Source organism: Flavobacterium ginsengiterrae, assembly GCF_039539785.1.
Classification (GTDB): Bacteria; Bacteroidota; Bacteroidia; order Flavobacteriales; family Flavobacteriaceae; genus Flavobacterium; species Flavobacterium ginsengiterrae.
Genome location: NZ_BAABDU010000004.1, coordinates 258,928 through 283,225 on the forward strand (window position 1 = coordinate 258,928; position 24,298 = coordinate 283,225).

Annotated in this window: 14 protein-coding genes; 2 read left to right on the plus strand and 12 right to left on the minus strand. The window is 35.2% G+C overall.

The features are described 5' to 3' along the window. Nucleotides 1–45 precede the first annotated feature (45 nt). The 5 genes from coaBC to ABD859_RS11620 all read right to left on the minus strand — a co-directional run bounded on the left by coaBC (nt 46) and on the right by ABD859_RS11620 (nt 3,939). Nucleotides 46–1,260 (minus strand): bifunctional phosphopantothenoylcysteine decarboxylase/phosphopantothenate--cysteine ligase CoaBC, encoded by a 1,215-nt coding sequence (gene coaBC, locus ABD859_RS11600; protein ID WP_345144425.1) that lies wholly within the window; start codon nt 1,258–1,260, stop codon nt 46–48. 9 nt (nt 1,261–1,269) lie between these two features. Further along, entirely contained in the window at nt 1,270–1,587 is a 318-nt protein-coding gene (locus tag ABD859_RS11605; protein WP_012025451.1) for a DNA-directed RNA polymerase subunit omega, read from the minus strand. A 9-nt stretch (nt 1,588–1,596) separates the two neighbouring features. Then, nucleotides 1,597–2,391, minus strand: a complete 795-nt coding sequence (locus ABD859_RS11610) for an outer membrane protein assembly factor BamD (protein WP_345144427.1) — start codon at nt 2,389–2,391, stop codon at nt 1,597–1,599. Nucleotides 2,392–2,528: 137 nt separating this feature from the next. Then, nucleotides 2,529–3,410, minus strand: coding sequence for a 4-hydroxy-tetrahydrodipicolinate synthase (dapA, locus tag ABD859_RS11615; RefSeq protein ID WP_345144429.1), 882 nt, complete (start codon nt 3,408–3,410; stop codon nt 2,529–2,531). 16 nt (nt 3,411–3,426) lie between these two features. Next, nucleotides 3,427–3,939 carry a DUF6913 domain-containing protein gene (locus ABD859_RS11620; RefSeq protein ID WP_345144431.1) on the minus strand — a complete coding sequence of 171 codons (513 nt, stop codon included), beginning with the start codon at nt 3,937–3,939 and terminating at the stop codon, nt 3,427–3,429. A gap of 46 nt (nt 3,940–3,985) precedes the next feature. Here ABD859_RS11620 and ABD859_RS11625 point away from each other — a divergent pair, with 46 nt between their 5' ends. Continuing rightward, a complete protein-coding gene (locus ABD859_RS11625) occupies nt 3,986–4,765 on the plus strand; it encodes a 5'-nucleotidase C-terminal domain-containing protein (RefSeq protein WP_345144432.1) in 780 nt (259 codons plus the stop codon). A 48-nt stretch (nt 4,766–4,813) separates the two neighbouring features. Beyond that, nucleotides 4,814–5,725 carry a bifunctional metallophosphatase/5'-nucleotidase gene (locus tag ABD859_RS11630; protein WP_345144434.1) on the plus strand — a complete coding sequence of 304 codons (912 nt, stop codon included), beginning with the start codon at nt 4,814–4,816 and terminating at the stop codon, nt 5,723–5,725. On the opposite strand, the gene ABD859_RS11635 is transcribed toward ABD859_RS11630, so the two are convergent. The 7 genes from ABD859_RS11635 to rplI form a co-directional block, all read right to left on the minus strand. Then, a complete protein-coding gene (locus tag ABD859_RS11635) occupies nt 5,711–6,322 on the minus strand; it encodes a lysoplasmalogenase family protein (protein ID WP_345144436.1) in 612 nt (203 codons plus the stop codon). The genes ABD859_RS11630 and ABD859_RS11635 overlap by 15 nt on opposite strands. Nucleotides 6,323–6,392: 70 nt before the next feature. Continuing rightward, the gene (gene ligA, locus ABD859_RS11640; RefSeq protein ID WP_345145547.1) at nt 6,393–8,399 is read right to left on the minus strand and encodes an NAD-dependent DNA ligase LigA; all 2,007 of its coding nucleotides are present in this window, start codon (nt 8,397–8,399) and stop codon (nt 6,393–6,395) included. Between the two features lie 249 nt (nt 8,400–8,648). Further along, a complete protein-coding gene (locus ABD859_RS11645) occupies nt 8,649–10,586 on the minus strand; it encodes an OmpA family protein (protein ID WP_345144438.1) in 1,938 nt (645 codons plus the stop codon). A gap of 11 nt (nt 10,587–10,597) precedes the next feature. After that, entirely contained in the window at nt 10,598–11,530 is a 933-nt protein-coding gene (locus ABD859_RS11650; RefSeq protein ID WP_345144440.1) for a PorP/SprF family type IX secretion system membrane protein, read from the minus strand. 44 nt (nt 11,531–11,574) lie between these two features. Further along, nucleotides 11,575–21,873 (minus strand): Ig-like domain-containing protein, encoded by a 10,299-nt coding sequence (locus tag ABD859_RS11655; RefSeq protein WP_345144442.1) that lies wholly within the window; start codon nt 21,871–21,873, stop codon nt 11,575–11,577. Nucleotides 21,874–23,199: 1,326 nt separating this feature from the next. Beyond that, a complete protein-coding gene (locus tag ABD859_RS11660; RefSeq protein WP_345144444.1) occupies nt 23,200–23,673 on the minus strand; it encodes a DUF6495 family protein in 474 nt (157 codons plus the stop codon). Between the two features lie 127 nt (nt 23,674–23,800). Then, nucleotides 23,801–24,241, minus strand: coding sequence for a 50S ribosomal protein L9 (gene rplI / locus ABD859_RS11665; protein ID WP_345144446.1), 441 nt, complete (start codon nt 24,239–24,241; stop codon nt 23,801–23,803). Between the last annotated feature and the right edge of the window lie 57 nt (nt 24,242–24,298).

Sequence of the window (24,298 nt, forward strand, 5' to 3'; positions counted from 1 at the left end):
GAATAGTTTTTTCTATTCCCTGCTTTTAGTCTGTATTTTTAAACATCACGATTTTGAAAAATGTGAGATTACTTTTTTCAAAATATCTTCTGCCACCAATTCTTTTGCTTTTAACTCCATTGGCTCGATTTTAAAATCTTTATCAATAAATGTAACTTTATTGGTTTCTTTTTTAAAACCAGCGCCTTCATCCTGCAAAGAATTTAGAACTATCAAATCTAAGTTTTTTTTCTGGATTTTCAACTTAGCATTTTCAATTTCATTTTCAGTTTCTAAAGCAAACCCAATTAAAAATTGATTTTTTTTGATTGCTCCTAATGAAGATAAAATATCTTTTGTTTTTTCTAATTCAATAGAAAATTCGTCAGTATTTTTCTTAATTTTCTGTAAAGCAACTTCTTTAGGTTTATAATCTGCAACTGCCGCTGCTGCTATTGCTGCGTCGACATTGTTAAAATATTCATGACAGGCATTGTACATTTCCTGTGCAGAAATCACATTTACAACTTTTATAGAAGAATTCTTTACTTTAAAATGTGTCGGTCCTGACACTAAAACAACTTCAGCTCCAAGATTTGCCGCTTCATTAGCAATATCATATCCCATTTTTCCTGAAGAATGATTTCCTATAAAACGTACGGGATCTATTGCTTCGTATGTAGGGCCAGCAGTAATTAGTATTTTTTTTCCTTTTAAGGGTAATTTACTCTCTAAATCAGCTTCTAAGAAAGCAATTATATTTTCAGGTTCAGCCATTCTGCCTTCACCGGAAAGACCGCTTGCCAGTTCACCGCTTTCTGCCGGAATCATGATATTTCCAAATTGCTGCAGAGCATTAAAACTAGAAAGTGTTGAAGGGTGTTTGTACATATCCAAATCCATTGCCGGAGCGAAATAAACAGGACATTTTGCCGATAAATAAGTCGCGATTAAAAGATTATCGCTGTTTCCGCCTGCCATTTTAGAAAGCGTATTTGCTGTTGCTGGTGCTACCAGCATCAAATCTGCCCAAAGACCTAATTCGACGTGATTATTCCACACAGCATCCTCATCGTCCTGATTAAAGAAATTTGAATGTACCGGATTTTTTGACAGGGTTGATAATGTAAGCGGGGTTACAAAATCCTTAGAAGCAGGTGTCATTATCACTTGGACATGTGCACCTGCTTTTATAAAAAGTCGTACTAATGAGGCTGTTTTATACGCTGCAATTCCACCAGAAACTCCCAGTAAAATCTTTTTACCGTTTAAAACTGACATTATACTATATTATTTGTTTGAATTTCTGTGGTATGTTTTACCGTCTAACCATTCCTGAACAGCTAAAGCGTGTGGTTTTGGTAATTTTTCGTAAAATTTAGAAACTTCAATCTGCTCTTTATTTTCAAAAACTTCTTCAAGACTGTCATTATAAGTAGCAAACTCTTCTAATTTTTCAGTTAATTCTTTTTTAATTTCAGAATTAATTTGATTTGCTCTTTTAGCCATAATGGTAATTGCCTCATACACATTTCCTGTTGGCTCTTCAATAACTGTTTTGTTGTAAGTTATTGTGTTAACAGGAGCATTCGTCTTTTTTAAATCCATGACTTTATTTTATTTAGTAAATTTTTGTAAATCAGTTTCAACTCTGGCATTCATTTCGTCTGCCTGTTTTTTATATTTTGTATCGCTTTTATATTTCATCAAATTAGCATAAGCTGTTTGTGCAACATGCAAACGTTCTTCCATTTTAGAAGGAACACTGTTTATAGCCAGTTGATATGCTGAATCGTATTTGTAAAATAACGCGTCTTCTTTTAGAGGTGTTCCAGGAAAATCTGCAATAAAATTATCAAAAGCTACTAAAGCTGATTTATAATCTGAAATTGTATTGTATCCTTTAGCATTCTCGTATGCTTTTTTCTCTAATTTCCCATTTAACACCTGAACGGTTTCATTAGCCTGAGCCAGATATTCTGAATTTGGATAATTATCAATAAAAGCCTGTAATTTATCTAATGCTTTTACTGTATCAGCCTGATCTAAACTGTAAACCGGTGCTAATTTAGAATAACTGTATGCGCCTAAAAAAGCGGCTTCCTGTACTTTTTCGCTTCGAGGATATCCGGAAACAAAACTTTCAAACTGGTAACCTGCTAAATAATATTGTTTTGTCTTGTAATAAGACTGAGAAAACATATAAAAAAGCTTTTCTGCCTGAGGCTTACCTCTATAACTAGGTGCCAGTTGTTCAAAAAGACGAATTGCCTTATTGTATTTACCAGCATCATACATTTTTGTCGCTACTTCAAATTTTGCTGCGACATCTTCATTTTTTAATGCTTTTTGATACTCACTACAAGAACAAAAAAGGGCAACAACAATAAATAGAGATACTATTTTTTTCATTTTTTTACTTTTATTATGATTTCTTAGACGTTATGCCAAAGTAAAACCACACCGAAGTTTTCGGTGGCAAATTTAGTTATTAATTTAGCGACTGCAAAATAATTTTTTAGTATATTAAAATACTAACACTTTAACAATTATTTAATGCTGTTTTTTACAAAGTCGTTTAGTCTTCCTGCTAAAGACTCGTCTACAGAAACTAAAGGCAGACGAACCGTGTTCTCGGCAATGTTCATGGCCTGAAAAATCTGCTTAATTCCTGCAGGATTTCCTTGCTCGAAAATCATATCGATACAGTCTGATAAAAAGTATTGGGTTTTAAATGCTTCAGTTGCTTTTTTATTTAAGCCTAAACGAATCATTTCTGAAAATTCTTTTGGATATCCTTGTCCAATTACTGAGATTACTCCTGCTCCACCCGCTAAAACAATTGGTAAGGCAATCATATCGTCTCCAGAAATTACAAGAAAATCTTTTGGTGCATCTTTAATAAGTCTTAACGCCTGGGCCATATCTCCCGCAGCTTCTTTTATAGCTACGACATTTTTAAAATCATTAGCTAAACGAATTACGGTAGATGGCAGCATGTTACTTGCTGTTCTTCCCGGAACATTATATAAAATTACCGGAACTGGAGAAGCTTCGGCAATTGCTTTAAAATGCTGGTATATTCCCTCTTGTGTAGGTTTATTATAATATGGTGAAACAGAAAGTATAGCTTCAAAAGCAGAGAAGTCTCTTGTTTTTAATTCTTCAACAATCTGCATTGTATTGTTACCTCCAACTCCAAGAACTAAAGGCAGTCTCCCTTTATTAACATCAATTACCGTGTTAATAACCAACTCTTTCTCTTCTTGCGTAAGGGTTGCATTTTCTGCAGTTGTTCCCATAACAACAAGATACTCAACTCCTCCGTCTATCGAAAAGTTAACAATGCGCTGCAATGCTTCGATATCTACTGAAAAGTCTTTTTTAAATGGAGTTACAAGTGCAACACCCGTTCCTATTAATGATTGCATATTTTGATTTATAATTTTATTTTATACTTTTTAAATACCTAAACAATTCTGAAACGAAGAGTTTATATTCTGCTGTTGTTGTACTTATCATCCATCGGTTCAGCTTTGCATCGACAGAAGAAAATCCTACTTTAAATCTGGCTTTTGATTTGCTTGTTAACATCATTAAAACCGGAGTTTCAACTTCATAATAACTTATTAAAAGATCAAATTCTGTATTAATAAATTCAGCTAAAAAATCTTCTGTAACCTGACCTCTCCAATCAATATGTTTTTTACCAAAAGTAGGTCTTGAATAGATTTTTTTCTTTTTGAACTTACGTCTGTATGCTGCAATTTTTATATTATCTGCAGCAATTCCATTCGATATGAGTTCCTTTATTAATTCTTTTGAATAACGAAATTTTGTTTCATCTACAAGTAAACCAACCGTTTGAATATTGCTTGTAAAGACTTCATTTTTGACAATTTTCAGGTTATTTTTTAATGATTTTTTTACAAAAAATTCCTTTATATAATTTAAAAACATAGTACTTTTACAAATTACAAAATTAATTATTTAAGCCGCATTTAAGATGGTAAAACTAAAAAAGTATAACCGATTTTTAAAACTTTTTGTTATATTCTTAACACTAACTTCGATTTTCTCTTGCAGTGAGAAGAATTATAATTTAACGAAGATAGAAGGAAAACAAATTCCTATTACAGAAAAAGGTGCTGAAACTCCAGAAATTGAAAAATTTATTAAACCTTACCGTGATCATATTAATAAAGATTTAGACAGTGTTCTTGCTTACTGTCCTGAAAATCTTGACAAAAATTCCGGAAAATGGCAGACTACAATTGGTAATATGCTTGCAGATGCATGTGTACAGCGTGGTAACATTATTTTTAAATCGAGAGAAAATAAAACCATCGACTTTTGTCTTTTAAATTTTGGAGGAATCCGAGCTGGTTTACCAAAAGGAAATGTTACAAGCAGAAGTGCTTTTGAAATTATGCCGTTTGAAAACAATTTAGTTGTACTTGCATTAAAAGGGGAACAAGTTCTTGAAATAACTTCTTATTTTGTTAAAACTCAAAAAGCACAGCCGTTATCTGGTATGACTTTTACGATTACAAAAGATAAAACGGCTAAAAATATTGTAATACAGGGTAAACCTTTTGATGTAAATAAAACCTATTATGTTGCTACTAACGATTATTTGGCAAATGGAGGCGACAATATGTCTTTTTTCGCAAAAAACACACAGAAATTTGATTTGAATTATAAACTTCGAAATGTATTGATTGACTATTTTAAAGAAGTTAAAACAATTCCTGTATCAAAAGATATTAGAATTACAGAAGAATAAAAATCAAATTAAGAAAAAATAAAAGCGTTTACGCAAAAAATATACGAAATGAAAAGAAGAGAATTTATCGAAAAAACAGCTGCAAGTACTGCCTTATTAAGCTTAGGATTGTCTTTGAGCAGTTTTGAAACTAACGATATTAAACACTTAACTATTCTGCATACCAACGATGTTCACAGTCATATCGATCCGTTTCCGGCTGATGATCCTCGTAATGCAAATAAAGGAGGTGTTTCTCGCCGAGCGGCACTTATTGAAACTATCCGCAGGGAAAATCCAAATGTGCTCTTATTAGATGCCGGAGATATTTTTCAGGGAACTCCATATTTTAATTATTATGGCGGTGAACTGGAATTTAAACTAATGAGTATGATGAAATATGATGCATCGACTATTGGAAATCATGATTTTGATAATGGTCTTGATGGTTTGCATGCACAAATGCCTCATGCTACATTTGAGTTTATCAACTCTAACTATGATTTTAAAAACACGGTTATGGACGGCCTTGTAAAACCATATAAAATTTTCAACAAAAACGGAATCAAAGTTGGTGTTTTTGGCGTAGGTATCGAACTTCAGGGTCTGGTTGACAAACAATTGTACAAAGAAACGGTTTATAATAATCCTGTTGAAATTGCTCAGGATATGACGCAGCTATTAAAGAAACAGGAAAAATGTGATTTAGTTATCTGCCTTTCTCACCTTGGTTACAAATACAAAGATGATGAGGATAAAATTTCTGATTTAAAATTTGCAACGCTTACACAGGATATCGATTTGATTATTGGCGGACATACTCACACTTTTCTAGACAAACCTACAATTGTAAAAAATAAAGCGGGTAAAGATGTACTGGTAAATCAGGTGGGCTGCTACGGAATAAATTTAGGCCGTATCGATTTTTATTTTGATAAAGATAAAGCACACACTAATCAATCAGCATCAATCATTGTGTAATGCTCTTCGCTTCATTTTAGTTTTTTCGAGGAAATATTCTACCATAAAGTAATACGCGAGTATTTGTGTTACATCCCGAATTAAAACTAATACAACAGAATATGAAAAGTATTCGTTGAAAATATAAAATATATCTGAAAATATATAGCTTACAGCCATAAGGGACATTAATAATGTTATAAATGTCCCTTTTGTTATATAACTTACAAACGAAAAGTAGCTTATTAAACTCAATACAATTCCGTATAGAACATAAAGCATATTAAATTGCTGCATATTGTCGAATTTCATACTAAGTACAGAAATAAGCAGATAGACAATAAAAACTACTACTATAGAAATTGGCAATATATCTTTTTTTACAAGTCTTATCCGCTGGTGTTCTCTAATAAAAAGAAGCATTATTAAAGAATATACAATCAAAAAACTTATTACGCCGCCAATCTCCGAAACCTCAACATCCATTAAGTCAAAAACCTGTCCAACAAAACAAAAGAGGAATATTAAACCTTCTGTTTTTTTTATTTTAAATTCATTACTAATCAGGAAATAGATAAATATGGCAGGCAATACTATTGCTTTGGCATAAATAGCCATAAAGTCCTGTTTAGTACAATCGAATACGATTGTAAACAGTAATGCTAAAAAAAATAAAATCAACGAGGGTTTATTCGCTTTCATTTAGTTTCGTTATAAATTCGTCTTCAGATAGTATAGGAATATTTAACTTAGTTGCTTTTTCTAATTTTGCCGGTCCCATATTATCTCCTGCTACCACAAAGTCGGTTTTTGCAGAAATTGAACTTCCTACTTTTCCTCCGTTATCTTCGATGGCTTTCTTTAATTCATCTCTTGAAAATTGGCTGAAAACTCCTGAAACGACAAAAGTTTTTCCAATAAATTTCTCGGTAGCATTTGGGTTGACTTTTTCTACGATCTCAAACTGAATTCCGTAGTTTTTTAAACGTTCGATTATGATTTTATTTTCTTCGTTTTCGAAAAACTCTACAACGCTTCTGGCAATTCTTTCACCAATTTCATCAACAAGGATTAAATCCATTAAAGTTGCCTGGCTTAAAGCGTCTATATTTTTATAATGCTTGGCTAATTTTTTGGCTACAGTTTCTCCTACAAAACGAATTCCAAGGGCAAACAACACGCTTTCAAATGGAATTTCTTTTGATTTTTCGACACCGTTTACCAAATTTTCAGCAGATTTTTTTGCCATTCTTTCTAAGTGAAGAATATCTTCTACTTTTAATTCGTATAAATCTGCATAATTATGAACTAATCCGTTTTTGAATAATAATGCAACAGTTTCTCCTCCAAGTCCTTCAATATCCATTGCTTTTCTTGAAATGTAATGTTGTATTCTTCCAATAATCTGCGGAGGACATCCATAAAAGTTTGGACAGTAATGATTGGCTTCTCCTGCATTTCGAACTAATTCTGTCTGGCATTCAGGACAATGTGTAATGTATTGTGTTACTTCTGAATTTTCGGGACGTTTATCTAAATCAACTGCTATAATTTTTGGAATAATTTCTCCTCCTTTTTCAACAAAAACGGTATCGTTTATTCGAATATCAAGTTTTTGAATTTGATCTGCATTATGAAGCGATGCTCTTTTTACAATAGTTCCTGCTAATTGCACAGGCTGTAAATTGGCAACGGGAGTAATAGCTCCTGTTCGTCCAACCTGATAAGAAATTGATTTTAATTGCGTTGATACTTGTTCTGATTTGAATTTATATGCAATTGCCCAGCGAGGCGATTTTGCTGTATATCCTAGTTCTTCCTGTGAGTGGATACTATTTACTTTTATAACAACACCATCTGTCTCATAAGGTAATTTATGGCGGTGAACATCCCAATAATCAATAAAATCAAAAACTTCCTGCATATTATTGACTAGTTTGGCTTCATTTGGCACTTTGAATCCCCATTTTCTGGCTGATTCTAATCCTTCAAACTGGGTTTTAAAAGGCAGATTGTTTCCGGTAACAAAATACAAAAGACATTCTAACGGACGTTTGGCAACTTCGGCACTGTCTTGAAGTTTTAAACTTCCTGATGCTGTATTTCTTGGGTTCGAATATGGCGTTTCTCCAATTTCGATTAGTTCCTGATTCATTTTTTCGAATCCGGCAAAAGGCAGGATTATTTCTCCTCGTATATCAAATCTTTCGGGATAATCTCCTTTTAGTTTTATTGGAATAGATCTAATGGTTTTAATATTATTGGTAACCTCATCGCCCTGAAAACCGTCTCCGCGCGTAAGTGCCTGAACTAGTTTTCCGTTTTCGTATGAAATGCTTATAGATGCTCCATCGTATTTTAATTCGCAGGTATATTGCAGATTAACATTTCCGAGTACGCGCTGAATTCTGTTTTCCCAATCGATTAGATCTTCTTTAGAATACGAATTATCAAGGGAATACATTCTGTATTGATGCGCAATCGTTTTGAAATTTTTTGTTACAGCTCCACCTACTCTTTGTGTTGGTGAATCTTCATCAAAAAATTCCGGATGTTTATTTTCTAAGTCCTGCAGTTCTTTTAATTTGATGTCAAAATCGTAGTCAGAAATCGTGGCGTTATCCAACACGTAATAATTGTAATTGTGCTGATTAAGTTCTTCTCTTAATGTTTGAATGGTTTCCTGAATATTCATATTGATATTAAAATAATGCTGATTTTGATTTAAAGGTAATTTAAATATCAAAATTAGGATTATTTTGGTTCAAAAACATTAAAAAACAAAAGTTTTATAAAATCAAAAATCAGACTGCAAATTCATGCAGTCTGATTTTCTCCTTGTCCATTATTCTTAAAAAAGAATTTAAAAAAACCAACTTCCAAATGGTTTCTGCGTTCTATATTTTTGTACTGATAATCAAATTATTAACACACAAATATAGTACTATTTTTGAATAATGATAAAGTCAGAGCGTCTGTTTAATAAATGTTCTTCTTCAGTACATTTTACTCCGTTTTTACATTTATTAATTAAGCGGCTTTCACCGTAACCTATGGCACTTTCAATTCTAGAGGCGTCTATGTTTTGCGAAAGAATATAATCTCTTGTGGCTTTAGCTCTGTTATCTGAAAGTTTTAAGTTATACGAATCTTTCCCGCGAGAATCTGTATGAGATTCTATTTTAATTTTGATGTTTGGAAATTTCTGCATAATGAAAACAACTTTTGTTAATTCTTCAATAGCTTTTGGTGTAATATCGTATTTATCGTAGTCAAAATAAATTGGCTGTACGTCTACCATTTCAACACCTCTCTTTTTAACTACTAAATCATCGTAGTTGCTAAGTTCAAAATTAACATCTTTGATTTCGCCTTCATTTTCTTTGGTTGTTTCGACCGTTTTTTCGTCACTGCTGTAATTTGGTTTTGCCGCAATCATATTTACGACTTTATTACATGGAACAACAATAGCATATTTTCCTTCGTAATTGGTTTTTGTTTCTCCCAGTACTTCTCTAAATGAGTTGTAAGCCATAATGGTGACATCTGTTAACGGAAGTTTTGTTTTTCTGTCAACCGCCATTCCAGAAATACTTTGGTTACAAACCGGTTTTCCTTTTATGAATGAATAAATATCATCATCGCCTTTTCCGCCGGCTCTGTTTGAAGAAACATAACCATAAGTATCTGTTTTATCAACTACATACGTAAAATCGTCTTTGTTACTGTTTATAGGAGCTCCCAGATTTCGAGGCGTTGTAAAATTTCCATCAGATAAAAATTTACTTTCATACACATCTAAATCTCCCAGACCATAATGTCCGTCTGAAGAAAAATAGAGCATTCCGTTTCTGTAAAAAGGAAAAACTTCGTTACCCATTGTATTAATATTTGGGCCTAAATTTAACGGAGAACTCATTGTACCGTCGGCTGCAATTTTTACAACATATAAATCAGTTTCTCCAAAACCTCCGGGCATGTCTGAGGCAAAGAAAAGCCATTGTCCGTCTTCGCTTAAGCATGGGTGTCCTACTGAGTAATCGTCGCTGTTAAAGAAAACACTCTGCGGATTTTCTAATTTATTGTCGACAATTGTGCCTTTTACGATTTGAAAATTGTTGATTTTATTTTCATCAACAACCAACTTGTTTTTCTTTACAATATTGGTCGAATAGTAAATGGTTTTTCCGCTGGCATCAAAAGAAGCTGTTGCTTCATGATACTTACTCATAACATTTGGCAGAAACAGCTTTTCGTCAAACAAACTTCCATCAGCCGGATTTCTTTCTGAAACATATAAATTCAGGAAAGGCTGATTATTCCAGGTGTAGAGTTTTTCGCTAAACTTTGTAGTATCTCTTGCAGAAGTAAAAACGATTTTCTCTCCAAAAAATGTTGCTCCAAAATCAGACTTACTGGTATTTATATCCAGATTTTTAACCTGATAAAGTGGTTTTGCTTTTGCTAAACTGTCTAATTGTTTCTTTTGGGCAACATAACGGCTGATTTCTTTTTTATCTCCTTTTTTATCAAGATATTCTTTCGTTATCTTATCTGCTTCATCATAATCCATAACAGCTTTCATAGTCTGAATATAACGCAGATAATAAATATCTGTTAAGTTATTTCCCTGAACTTCATATAGTTTTTTATACCATTTAAGCGCATTTCTGGCATCTGAAATGAAATAATACGAGTCGGCCGCATTTTTTAATGTTTGTGCCGAAGGATTTTTGATGTTCTGCAAAATTTCTTCATATGCTTTTGAAGCATCTGCATATGAATAATTTCTAAACAATGCATCGGCTTGTTTTAAATTAGTCTTTTGAGCAAAACTAAACGTAATGCTCAAGACTAAACTCAGGATATATAGTTTTTTCATATGTTTTGTTTTTAGAAGAATCGTGGAGACTTGATTTTGCTTTGATTTTTATTGAATGAATAACGCAGAATGAACTCGTGGGTTCCGTCGTTGTATTTATTCAATCCGCCTACTGTATAATCAAAAGCATATCCGAGATAAAAACTTCTTGATATTTGAAAACCTGCCAGAATACTTATCGAATCATCTGTTCTGTAAGATCCTCCAATGACAAACTTTTCATTGATCATGAAATTCGCCGAAACATCGGCAGTAAGTGGTGCTCCGCTTACTGCTTTTACTAAAAATGCTGGTTTGAACTTTAAATTTGGGTTCAAATCAAAAACATATCCTCCCATTAAATAATAATGTAAACGATCATAATCTATAGATTCCTGAACATCATCATAATAGTTGTTTTCTATAAAACTTGGAATAGAGAATCCTAAATACCATTTTTCTGTATAATAGTAAACCCCTGCTCCAACTGCCAGTTTCATCTGATTGTTGATATTTTGATTTAACAAAACATCATTTCCGTCATAATATCTTCCTTTTGACCAATCGATGTTTAACATTCTCATTCCTGCTTTAAGACCAAATGCTAATCTTTTTTCGTAACCAAGAGGTAATGAATAAGAGAAGTTTCCGTCAAGATACAATTCGTTGGAAGGACCAATTTTATCGTTCACAACGCTTAACCCTAAACCCACTTTTTCGTTTCTAAGCGGTGCATGAATCGAGAATGACTGTGTTTCTGGTGCTCCGGAGATTCCTACCCATTGCGAACGGTGCAAAAGGGTGGCTTCTAAAGTGCCGGTAGACCCGGCATAAGCCGGATTTACCGCCATTGTGTTATACATATATTGTGTATACTCGGGATCTTGCTGTGCACTGGCACATATTGTAATAAAAGAACATATTAAAATAAAATACGTTTCTAATGGTTTTATATATAGTTTCATAACGATACTTATTTAGTTTAATTAATTAGATGATTAATTGAATGTTATCTCATAATTGATAACCATCCTTTTTTAACCGTTCCATCTCCAATGGTAATCACATAAAAATAAGTACCTGTTGGCAGCATATCTCCTCTATTTACAACTCCGGATACATTTGCAGTTCCGTTCCAGTCGTTTTCATAATGTTGCTTGCTGTAAACTAATGCACCATATCTATTAAATACTTTCAACTCATTGTTTGGATATGATTCTAGACAGTCAATTCTAAACAGATCATTTACTCCGTCATTGTTTGGCGTAAACTCGTTGTAAACTGTTAAACAAACTGGTTCTACTGAAGCTGAAGCTGAATTGTTTGCCGCATCTACATCTAAAGGAGTTGAAATTTCTATAGTAGCAACATTTAGATAATTTCCGCTGGACAATACTTCTGCCACTATGGTAAGCACCATGCTTTGTCCTGAAGCTAAAGCTGGGATTGTCCAAAGTTGTGTTGCAGGGTCGTATGTACCGCCTGTTGTACTGAAGCTTACTAAATCGTATCCGCTTGGCAGTATTTCACTAACAATAGTGTTTATGAAACTGCCCTCGCCTACATTATTTACTGTTATAGTAAATGTTACATTCTCTCCAAAATTAGGAGTTGGATTATCTACTACGTTCGTAATGGTTATATCAGAACAAGTTGCCACATTTACATTTAAGAACTTAGTGGTGTTTTCATTACAGTTATTGATGTAAGAAACCTCAACTCTTCCCGGACCAACATCTGACCATGAAACGGTTACAGTTCCATCTGCATTGCCTCCGCCAGAAAGAATAGTTCCGTTAGTAATTGTCCATACATAATCCGATTTTCCGTTTGCAATTGAATATGTTACGCCTTTAAAAACACATGGTGTGTCGTCACTAGTTGTAAGCTGCACCAAAGCATCATTTTCAAAGTTTATTGTAATACCTAATCTTCCGGCGTTTTCACAGCCATTAGTGATATTGCTTTGTAAAGATGCATAATACGTTGTTGCAGTCAATGCTGTATTAGGTGCTAATGGCGTTCCTCCTGTTGCTGCAGCATAGAAAACTACATTTGGTTCATTAACCAAGATACTTGCAATAGTTGGAAGCGCAGCTAAACAAAACGTTTGTGTTGTTCTAGGTGTTGTAACTGTACCCGGTGTATTTACAGTAACTGCTACAGCTAGTCTGGCCGGATTCTCACAATTTATGGCACTTGCAACGGCACCATAATAAGTTCCTGTTGCTAAAGCTGTTGTTGATGGAATTGCTGTTCCGCCCGTTGCTGTACTATACCAGATTACGTTTGCCTCATTTACCTGAATATTAGCAATTGTTGGTGTATTTAGTGTACAGAAATCTTGTGTTGTATCAGTAGTTGTAGGTGTTGGACTTGGGTCTGTCACCGTAACTGTCACCAACAGACGAGTTGAACTCTCGCATCCTGTAATTGGATCTACAATATTTCCGAAATAAGTACCAGAAGCTAATGGCGTAGTTGGTGGAATTGCTGTTCCGCCTGTTGCACTGCTAAACCAAGTTACTCCGCTTTCATTTACCTGAATATTAGCAACTGTTGGCGCTGCTGATGAACAGAAAGTTTGAGCTGCATTATTAGTCGTTGGGTTTATTGCGTTTCCAACTGTAACTGCTACTGCTAATCTTACACTGCTTGAACATCCTGTTGTTGGATCTAAGATAGCACCATAATATGTACCTGTTGCTAATGCTGTCATTGGAGCAATTGCTGTTCCGCCTGTTTCAGCACTAAACCAGATTACATTTGCTTCGTTTACCTGAATGTTTGCAACTGTTGGTGCAGTTCCAGAACAGAAATTTTGAGAAGCATTACTAGTTGTTGGTGTTACAGGATCTGTTACATTAACATTTACTGTTAATCTTGTATTACTTTCACAACCTGTTGCAGGATCGCTTATCGCAGCATAATATGTACCGCTTGTTAACGGTGTAGTCGAAGCAATTGCTGTTCCGCCTGTTAAAGCTGTATACCAAACAATATTGGCTTCATTAAACTGAACGCTCGCAAATGTCGGCGCATTTACTAAACAGAAGTTTTGAGTTCCTGCTGTTACCAGTGTTGGTGTTCCAGGATCGTTTACATTTATTACAACTTCTAATCTTACCGCACTTTCGCAGGTAGTAGTCGGGTCGCTGATTGCTGCGTAATATGTACCGTTTGTTAAAGGCGTAGTCGAAGCAATCGCAGTTCCGCCTGTTAAAGCTGTATACCAAACAATATTGGCTTCATTAAACTGAACGCTAGCAAATGTCGGTGCGTTGATTAAACAGAAGTTTTGAGTTCCTGCTGTTACCAGCGTTGGTGTACCAGGATCACTTACATTTATTACAATTTCTAATCTTACCGCACTTTCACAGGTAGTTGTTGGATCGCTGATTGCTGCATAATATGTTCCGCTTGTTAACGGTGTAGTCGAAGCAATTGCTGTTCCGCCTGTTAAAGCTGTGTACCAAACAATATTGGCTTCATTAAACTGAACGCTCGCAAATGTCGGTGCATTGATTAAACAGAAGTTTTGAGTTCCTGCTGTCACCAGCGTTGGTGTACCAGGATCACTTACATTTATTACAACTTCTAATCTTGTATTACTTTCACAACCTGTTGCAGGATCGCTGATCGCCGCATAATATGTACCGCTTGTTAACGGTGTAGTTGACGCAATCGCAGTTCCGCCTGTTAAAGCTGTATACCAAACGATATTGGCTTCATTAAACTGAACGCTCGCAAATGTCGGTGCATTTACTAAACAGAAGTTTTGTATTCCTGCTGTCACCAGTGTTGGTGTTCCAGGATCGCTTACATTTATTACAACTTCTAATCTTACTGCACTTTCACAGGTAGTTGTAGGATCGCTGATTGCTGCGTAATATGTACCGTTTGTTAAAGGCGTAGTTGGAGCAATCGCAGTACCGCCTGTTAAAGCTGTATACCAAACGATATTCGCTTCATTAAACTGAACGCTAGCAAATGTCGGTGCGTTTACTAAACAGAAGTTTTGTGTTCCTGCTGTTACCAGTGTTGGTGTGCCAGGATCGTTTACATTTATTACAACTTCTAATCTTACCGCACTTTCGCAGGTAGTAGTCGGATCGCTGATCGCAGCATAATATGTACCGCTTGTTAAAGGCGTAGTTGATGCAATCGCAGTTCCGCCTGTTAAAGCTGTATACCAAACGATATTGGCTTCATTAAACTGAACGCTAGCAAATGTCGGTGCGTTGATTAAACAGAAGTTTTGTGTGCCTGCTGTTACCAGTGTTGGTGTACCAGGATCGCTTACATTTATTACAACTTCTAATCTTGTGTTACTTTCACAACCTGTTGCAGGATCGCTGATCGCCGCATAATATGTACCGCTTGTTAACGGTGTAGTCGAAGCAATTGCAGTTCCGCCTGTTAAAGCTGTATACCACACGATATTCGCTTCATTAAACTGAACGCTCGCAAATGTCGGTGCATTTACTAAACAGAAGTTTTGAGTTCCTGCTGTTACCAGTGTTGGCGTTCCAGGATCGTTTACATTTATTACAACTTCTAATCTTACCGCACTTTCGCAGGTAGTAGTCGGGTCGCTGATTGCTGCATAATATGTTCCGCTTGTTAAAGGCGTAGTTGATGCAATCGCAGTTCCGCCTGTTAAAGCTGTATACCAAACAATATTGGCTTCATTAAACTGAACGCTAGCAAATGTCGGTGCGTTGATTAAACAGAAGTTTTGAGTTCCTGCTGTTACCAGCGTTGGTGTGCCAGGATCGCTTACATTTATTACAACTTCTAATCTTACTGCACTTTCGCAGGTAGTTGTCGGGTCGCTGATCGCTGCATAATATGTACCGCTTGTTAAAGCTGTAGTTGGAGCAATCGCGGTTCCGCCTGTTAAAGCTGTATACCACACGATATTCGCTTCATTAAACTGAACGCTTGCAAATGTCGGCGCATTTACTAAACAGAAGTTTTGAGTTCCTGCTGTTACCAGTGTTGGTGTACCAGGATCGCTTACATTTATTATAACTTCTAATCTTAATGCACTTTCGCAGGTAGTTGTCGGGTCGCTGATCGCTGCGTAATAAGTTCCGCTTGTTAACGGTGTAGTCGAAGCAATTGCAGTTCCGCCTGTTAAAGCTGTATACCACACGATATTAGCTTCATTAAACTGAACACTTGCAAATGTTGGTGCATTTACTAAACAGAAGTTTTGTGTTCCTGCTGTTACCAGTGTTGGTGTGCCAGGATCGTTTACATTTACTGTTACTGCTAATCTTGTTGAACTTTCACATAATGTAACCGGATCTATATGCCCTACATAGTAAACACCAGTAGTTAAAGCAGTAGTTAAAGGAATTGGAGTTCCTCCTGTTGCTGTTGTATACCATGCAATGCTTGATTCATTCAGCAAAATGCTGGCAAAAGTTGGCGCATCAACTAAACAGAAGTTTTGATCTCCAGGATTTGTTAATACAGGCTCGCTTGGATCGCTGACAATAATTACAGCATCTTGTAATGTTCCTGCTAAGTTTTCGCAGGTATTATCGCTTGCTACAGCTACATAATAAGTTATTGGACTTACAGCTTTTGTTAAACCTGTTACCGTTAAAACTCCGGCTGCATCAATTGCATAAGTTACTCCGGCGATAACTGCACCGTTTGTAATTGGTTGTGTTTTAGCAGCATCTAAATACCATGTAAAAACAGGATTTATTAATGCTGGTGCACTTGGAGTCAACAAAGCTGGTACATCATGACAAACTGTTACATCATCAACCAAAATATCATTTATAGTTGAAGGAGGCAGAATTGTAAATGTAATTTGTTTTCTGTCTGCTTCTGCTGTTTGACAAAATTGGTCTGAACTTACTCCTACATAATATGTATAAGTTCCCGGAGCTAATCCGTTTACGACTAATTGTGCAGTTGTTTCTCCCGGAATTAACTGAGGTGTAGTTCCGTTTAGACTATACCAATAGTAAACAGGAGTAGTTACAACTGGCGCCCCAGTTAAGCCTGTTGCTAAAGTTACTGTTCCTGAAGGCGAACAAATTGATGTTGCTGTTCCTCCGTTTAAAGTAATATCTGCTAAAGCATTTACCGGAGCAGATGCTCTTACCTCAACAGTAACTTCACCTCTTGTAAAGGCCTCACAACCATATCTTACTGGTTGTACATAATATTTATAAATTCCTGCTGTTAAATTTGCCGGTACCGTAAACGAAGGTCCTGTTGCTAACGAAGCACCTCCGGTTGGCGAATCATACCAAATATAAGTTGAACAGGCTTCTTCGGGAACTACCAGTGTTATTTCAGATCCCGGACATACTATGACTTTGTTTTGAGGATCAGCACCTGTTACACTTGTATTGGCTACTCTCTCTACTGTATGAACTCTTAAAAAATCTAAAACGCCTGCTACTCCTCCAAAACGAATTCTTACTCTATCATAAGATTCTGTTGGTGAAGAAACAAGAACCATTGCCATTGTATTTCCCGGCAATAATCTTAAACTTAATAATGTACTTGTATTTTGAATTGGTGCCCCAACGGCAACACTTCCTAAATAACGCTGAATTGTAAATCCTGTCAATAAGTTAACATCTAAAAGCATTCCTGGTTTTGAAATTACAATTCTTAAAGTATCACTTACAACAGATGGTGTTTTAAATTCTACTGTTAAGTCTGACGCTGCTGCTACTCCAACCCCACTGTACATGGTGGCAAAAGTTGTAATATCATTATCTGCAATATTCCATGCGTCACTTACTCCCACTAAAGCAGTCGCTGCCCCAACAGGAAGTCCTAAATCTGTTGCACCGTAGAAAACATCTCGGATATCTCCAGGTGTACAAGCTACAGATGGAACTGATACATTATAATGAGCATCAAATACTTTTGTATTTTGTGCAACACTTAAAACCGATGCTGATTGAATACGAATTCCGTCATAAGCCTGTGGTCCAGATGCATCTGAAGGAACAAAAGTAAATTCATAAGTATTGTCTCCAGAAATTAAATTCAATAAAGAACCAGATACTGACTGCATTGCTCCAATAGGAGTACCTCCTATTGTTCCAACTACAGATAGATTTTGACCTACAGCCAATAAGCTGTATTCAGATCCAAGTTTAATTGTTACAGGTGTTCCTTTTGTAATTGTAGACGGCCACGTTAAATCCTGCCAGGTTGTTCCTACTCCTAAAAGCCCTAAGCCTGTAGTTATGGTTGAATATGTTTGTGGATTTCCATCGACAGCATTTGCCCCATCTGTAACAGTTCCTGTAATTATCGAACCTGATGTTTGAGCTGTTGCATAAACTCTTTCTGTTAATGCTTTACAAGCATCAAGATTAATTACATTAATTGTTTTTGTTGCTGTTGCTGTACATGTACCATCATTAGCCACGGCAGTATATGTGTAAACTCCCGGTGTATTTAATGGTCCTGTTGAAAATGGAGGACCCGCCAAAGCATTTCCTTGTGGATCAAACCAAGTTACAGCTGCTGTTGAAGTTGCTGTTAATGTAACACTTGTTCCTATATTAACAGATTCCTGCGGATTAGTTACTACAATACTCGGCAAAGCATTAATAGTTACTGCCACTGTTTGTCTGGCTGATGGACAAGTATCGCCTGTAAGCTGTGCTTCAATTGAATAATTACCACTTACCGTAATATTTGACGCCGCATCTGAAGTAATAACATTATTTGAAGCATCATAGAAAGTATATGTAGTATTTCCTGATGAATCAAAATTAGTTATTGCATTTCTCAAATTAGCACTTCCGCAGCCTATCAATGTTGCGTTAACTGTTAAAACTGTAGTTGAAGGGAAATTAACCGTTACCTGTTTTAATGTTCCGTTGACATTTTCGCAAGTACCGCCGTTTAAAATAGATATAAAATAATTGTATGGAGATCCTGCTGCATTTAAGCCAGTTAAAGAAAGTGCTCCAGTTATAGGATCTTTAGCAAATGTAACTGTGCCAATTGTACTTCCGTCAACGATTTCAACAGTTTTATTCTGATCTGTATAATATCTAAACTGAGCTCCTGCAATAGTTGTAGAAGGCGCTATTACAGCAGTTCCTGTACAAGTTGCCTCAACAGGCGTTGTTACTACCACGTCTGCATCTGTAGGAAGCGGCAAAACTGTTACTGTAACTCCTTGTCTTAAACTATTAACACAAGTTCCTCGAGTTCCTTGTAAATAATAAGTAGTTGAAGTTGTTAATGCCGTAGTAGGATTAACCGCTACAACATTTCCTCCTGTTGGAGCATCATACCAAGTAAAGGTTTCTCCTCCTGTAGCAGAAGCTGTTAAAGAAGCTGTTTGCCCTGCACATATTGGAGCAGTCGCTCCTGTTACTGCTGCATTTGGATATCTATACGCTGCCTGATAAATATACAAATTGGTTAAAACTGTAGCAAGTCCGCCTAATCTTACTTCGACACGGTCAAAAGTGGCAGAAGTTGTGAAACTAGCTTTAAACTTATTTCCAGATAATAATTGAATTCCTATCAAACTATTATTTACAGCTACTCTGTCATTATTATATGTTGCACCATTATATGTTGCTAATGTAATATTAGATAAAAGACTCAGATCAAGAACACCTCCCGGTACCTCTAAATCAACATCAATAATATCACCAGCCTGACCCGGATTAGCAAAAACTAATTGCTGTTGAATATATCCTCCAACTCCAAGTGGTACTGAAAGATGTGCATAAGTATCAATATCACCATCAACAGAATTATTTGGATTAGTATCTGTACATAAAGCACATAGTAATCCATCAGTTCCCGGGATTTGAGTACCTGCTTGTAAACATGTACTTGCGCTGGCAGTAACGATTACATTAATGACTCCTCTTGTTAAATTAACACAGCCTGTAAGTGCAGTAGAAGCTTCTACATAATAAGTCTGATTAGATGTTAAAGCAGGAGTTGGTGTATATGTTAATGCATTAGCAGCTAACAATGTACCGCCTGTTGCAGCATTATACCAATTGTATGTAACACCCACAACCGGATTTGCTACTGATAAAGTAACCGTTTGTCCTGTTTGTATAATTACATTTGATGACGCAAACGTAGGAACCGCAGGAACCGGATTAACGATAAGGTTTACAGGCGTACGAGTTGGAGTTATACAATCTCCAATAACCGCTTCAACATAGTAATTTGTATTTACACTTAAAGTCGGAGTAGTAAAAGCTGTTCCTGTAAATACCAAAGTACCGCCTGTAGCAGCATCGTACCAATTATAAGTTGTACCTGCAACTGGAGCCTGAACTGTTAAAGTAGCTGTCTGTCCGCTGCAAATCGTTAATGGCGCTATACTAACCGTAGGAAGAACCGGATTTACTATTAAAACCTGAACCGGATTTCTTTCACTATTAACACAACCGTTTCTTGTTATTTCAACATAATACGTTGTTGGCACTGTTAAAGCTGGTGTTGTAAATGCCGCAGTCGAAGCTAATGAAGTTCCTCCTGTTGCTGCACTATACCAATTAACAGTTTCACCTACAGCAAGCGCTGCTGTTAAAGTTGTAGTTTGTCCGCTGCAAATAGAAGTGTTGCCTGATATTGTCGGGGCTTTGTATCTATATGTTGCCTGATAAATATTGGCAGTTGTTAAAACAGTCGCTAAACCTCCTAATCGAATTTCTACACGATCAAAATTAGCACCTGCAACAACGCTGGCTTTAAAACGGTTTCCTGATAATAACTGTAAAGTAATTAATGGATTATTAATCGCAATTCTGTCATTATTATAAGTCGCCCCGTTATAAGTAGCTAAGCTTACCGCTCCTAATAAAGAAAGATCGGCTATACCGCCTGGCAGTTCCATTTCTACATCTACAATATCACCTGCTTTTCCAGGATTATTAAATTGTAATGTCTGCTGAACCCATCCATTAATTAAACCAACAGGAACTGTAAGCGTCGATGCTGTAGCTGGATTTCCATCTACAGAATTATTTTGATTTGAAGAACTGCACAATAAACACAAACCATTTTGAGCAGTTACCTGACTACTGGCTTCAAGACATCCGCCTAAAGCAGCAGGTTGTACTGTTACCGTAACCGGTATTCTCGCAGCACTCGGACAAAGTCCATTTGGGCTTTGAGCTTCAACATAATATATTTTAGTTGCTGTTAAAATTGGTGTCGTAAAAGTTGCTGTATTTGTCGCAACTGCAGTACCGCCTGATGCAACATCATACCAATTTAACTGAGCTCCAGGTTCAGAAGAAGCAGCTGTTAAAGTTGCATTCTGACCTGATTGTATAGTAACACTTTGAGTTAAAACCGTTGGATTAGCCGGAACTGCTGTAGAAACTACATTCACTTGTGTACGAGTACTTACACAACTTCCTATTGAAGCTCCAACATAAAAAGGCGTAGTTCCCAAAGGAACTGTTGGTGAATATGTTGTACCTGTCGCAAGCGCTGTTCCTCCAGTAGGTCCAGAATACCATGAATATGTTGTTCCGGGAATAGGATTTAAAATCGTTAAAGTAGTTTGCTGTGTTGCTCCGGTAGAACAAATCGAAGTTCCTGCATTATTAATCGCAGGCGCAATTGGATTTGAAACATTTAAAACCACAGGTACGCGAACATTACCTTCACATCCTGCAGCTCTGGAAATACCTATATAATAAGTAGTATTAGCAGTTAAAACAGGAGTTGTAAATGTATTCCCTGTTATTAATGGCGTAGTCGATGCTTCAGAACTATACCACGCCAGTGTTGTTCCCGCAGCCGGTGTTGCTGTCAGTGATGCTGTTGAGCCAGCACAAATAGTCTGCGTTAACCCGCCAGTTACTACAGGCTGAGCAAACTCTAAACGTACATCATAAACTCTCAAGCTTACCAAAAGACTTAATAAACCTCCAACCTGAATTTGAATCTGATTAGTATCAGCTGTTACGTTAAACTTGGCTACGGCAACTGTATTACCATTTAACAGGTTTAGATTCAACAGCGGACTATTTAAAGCCACACTCGAACCTACATTTGCACCTGACAGTTTAGCCTGAAGAGTAGCATTAGACAATAAACCTACATCTAATAAGCCGTTTCCAGTACCAAAATAAATGGCTATCTGGTCACCTGCTCTTGCTGTCTGGTTTAAAGTCAGCGTTTCTTCAACAAAACAACCTACGCCTACAGCGTTCGTTAAGGTTGCATAAGTTGTTAAGCCAGCGCTGTCGTAAGCGTTGGCAGGGCTATCAACGTTTAATCCTACACACAATAATCCACCTTGACTATTTGTTTGAGACACAGGTCGGCAAATAGTCTGCGAAAATGCATTAGTGCATAATAAGAATAAAAATAATAGTCCTAATAATCTCTTTTGGAAGCCGAGATTACAAAAAGTAAATTTTTTTTTCATAATTTGGAAGATTAGAAAATGGACAATAAAATACCTGCTGCATAAACAAACATGCTTATGCAATTAAAAAAAACGTTAAAAATCAATTACTTAAACTCTACAATAAATCCTTAGCACATAAAGACTATAGTTTAATTTTAAAAAAATATTGCTTTTATATCAGTATGCTCTTTACGCATACAATTCTGAACTTTTATCTTTTTGAAATAAAATATTTCGTAAATTTTAGGGAATATTGATCCGCACCAATCTTCCAAATGAAGTGATCTGTTTAAAAATAATTTTCACAAAGAAAATCTAACGTATGAAGGGAGTATTTAATTTATAATATTTAACTGCTTCAGTCCAAATCGAAAGTTGATTACTCTTCCTATAATTTGATCTTTGAAATCAAATTCAAAACTGAATAATTAAACGTTACAAGTTATTCATTAAATAAAATATTTAACGAAACACGTCATCGACATGATGTCGGCCAAATCTTAAATAATGAAAATTGAATATTGAAAACTTTTTAAAAAAGTCTATTATTAAAGAAGGGAAATTAAAAGATTGAAGAAATTTACTTTTCTTCAAAAGAAAAAATAAAAATGAAATAATATGAAGACCTAATATAAACGTGATAAAAAAAGTAATTGTCAGTTCCATAAGCAGGCGAATTAAATTATTATTTAAAGTCTAATTAATTTCATTTAAGCGTATACAATTATTTGTTTTTGAAAAGTTAATAAGGACTTTATTTTTAAGTGGTAAAAGTGAAGCCTGTATTTTGTTTAACTTTTGTATTCTAAAATTATAAAAAAGCAAATAATAAAACAAGCATAAAATTCTTATTTTTTTTTAAAATGTAAAATCTGAAAATTACGCAAAACCGCGTGAATATAAGAAAAAACGGAGGATTTGAAAGAAAAAAGGATTATTTTAAAGGCTTAAAAAAAATATAAATTTTATATAAATTTTAATATTTGAAAGAATAATAATACAAAAAACAAACTGTAAACAATTAAATTTTAACAATATTCACTATACGAGGCATTAAATTGATGATTTATAACTAAAATCATAAAAAATTGAATATTCCTTAATAAGCAAGTAAAACTACGGGGTATAAAAAACAAAAAAGCTTAAACAAAAGTTAAAAAAATAAAAAAGGGTAAACAATTTAACATTACCGCTTACCCTTAAATAAAATTTTGAAAATGAATCATTTACATCTTAAGATTCTAAAATTGTATTGATTTGCGTGAATAATTGCCCGTCACTCAAAAAAGCGCCCTGTTTAATTAATTCAAAAATAGAAGTATTTCGTTCTTCAGTAAATACCTTTTTTCCAACCTTCATTTCAATGTTTTCTGTAAACATATTATCACTTAACCATTGCAGACCTTCTTTGGTTAAAAAGTCAGTTTCAGGAACCAATGATTTTAATACTATAGACTGAACATGAGTATCAAAACATTGAAATAAAAATATATGATTTTTTGAAAAATGCTCTAAAAATTCTGCTCTTCCTAAAACACCTTCCCAGATCAAATCAGAAAAAACATCAAGTTCCTGCTCAGCAACTTCCGGCTTATTAACTTTTAACTCATCCCACTCTTTTTTATCAATAGCCTGTGATGCCAAAAAACTGGCAAATTCAGCATGCAGTTCATCAAACTGTTCTTTTGTCAATCTTGCGTATTTCATTTTATTTTTTTGCTTTATGTATTACGCTATAAGCTTTAAGAAAACACTTAAGCAAATAACTTACTATATTTATTAAACAAAAAAAATCCCGATTTACATCGGGATTTTTATATTGTGTTTAAAACTATTACTTTTCAGCAACAATTTCGTATGGTAATTCAACGATAACATCTCTGTGTAAACGGATGCTTGCATTGTATTTTCCTGTACGTTTTACAATTCCGCTTGTAATGAATTTTCTATCGATAGCGTTACCTGATTTCTCTAATGCCTCAGCAATATCGATATTAGTAACAGAACCAAATAATTTTTCTCCACCAGCTTTTGCTGTAATTTTAATTTCAAGAGCTTTAAGCGCTTCAGCTGTAGCTTTTGCATCAGCAACGATTTTAGCTTCTTTGTGAGCTCTTTGTTTTAAATTTTCAGCTAAAACTTTTTTAGCAGAAGGAGTTGCTAATACTGCAAATCCTTGAGGAATTAAGAAGTTACGTCCGTAACCTGGTTTTACAGATACTACATCATCTTTAAATCCTAAGTTTTGTACATCTTGTTTTAAAATAAGTTCCATGTTGTTGTCCTTATATTTTAGAAGTTAGGTTCTGCTTTATACAGAAACCAGCGACTA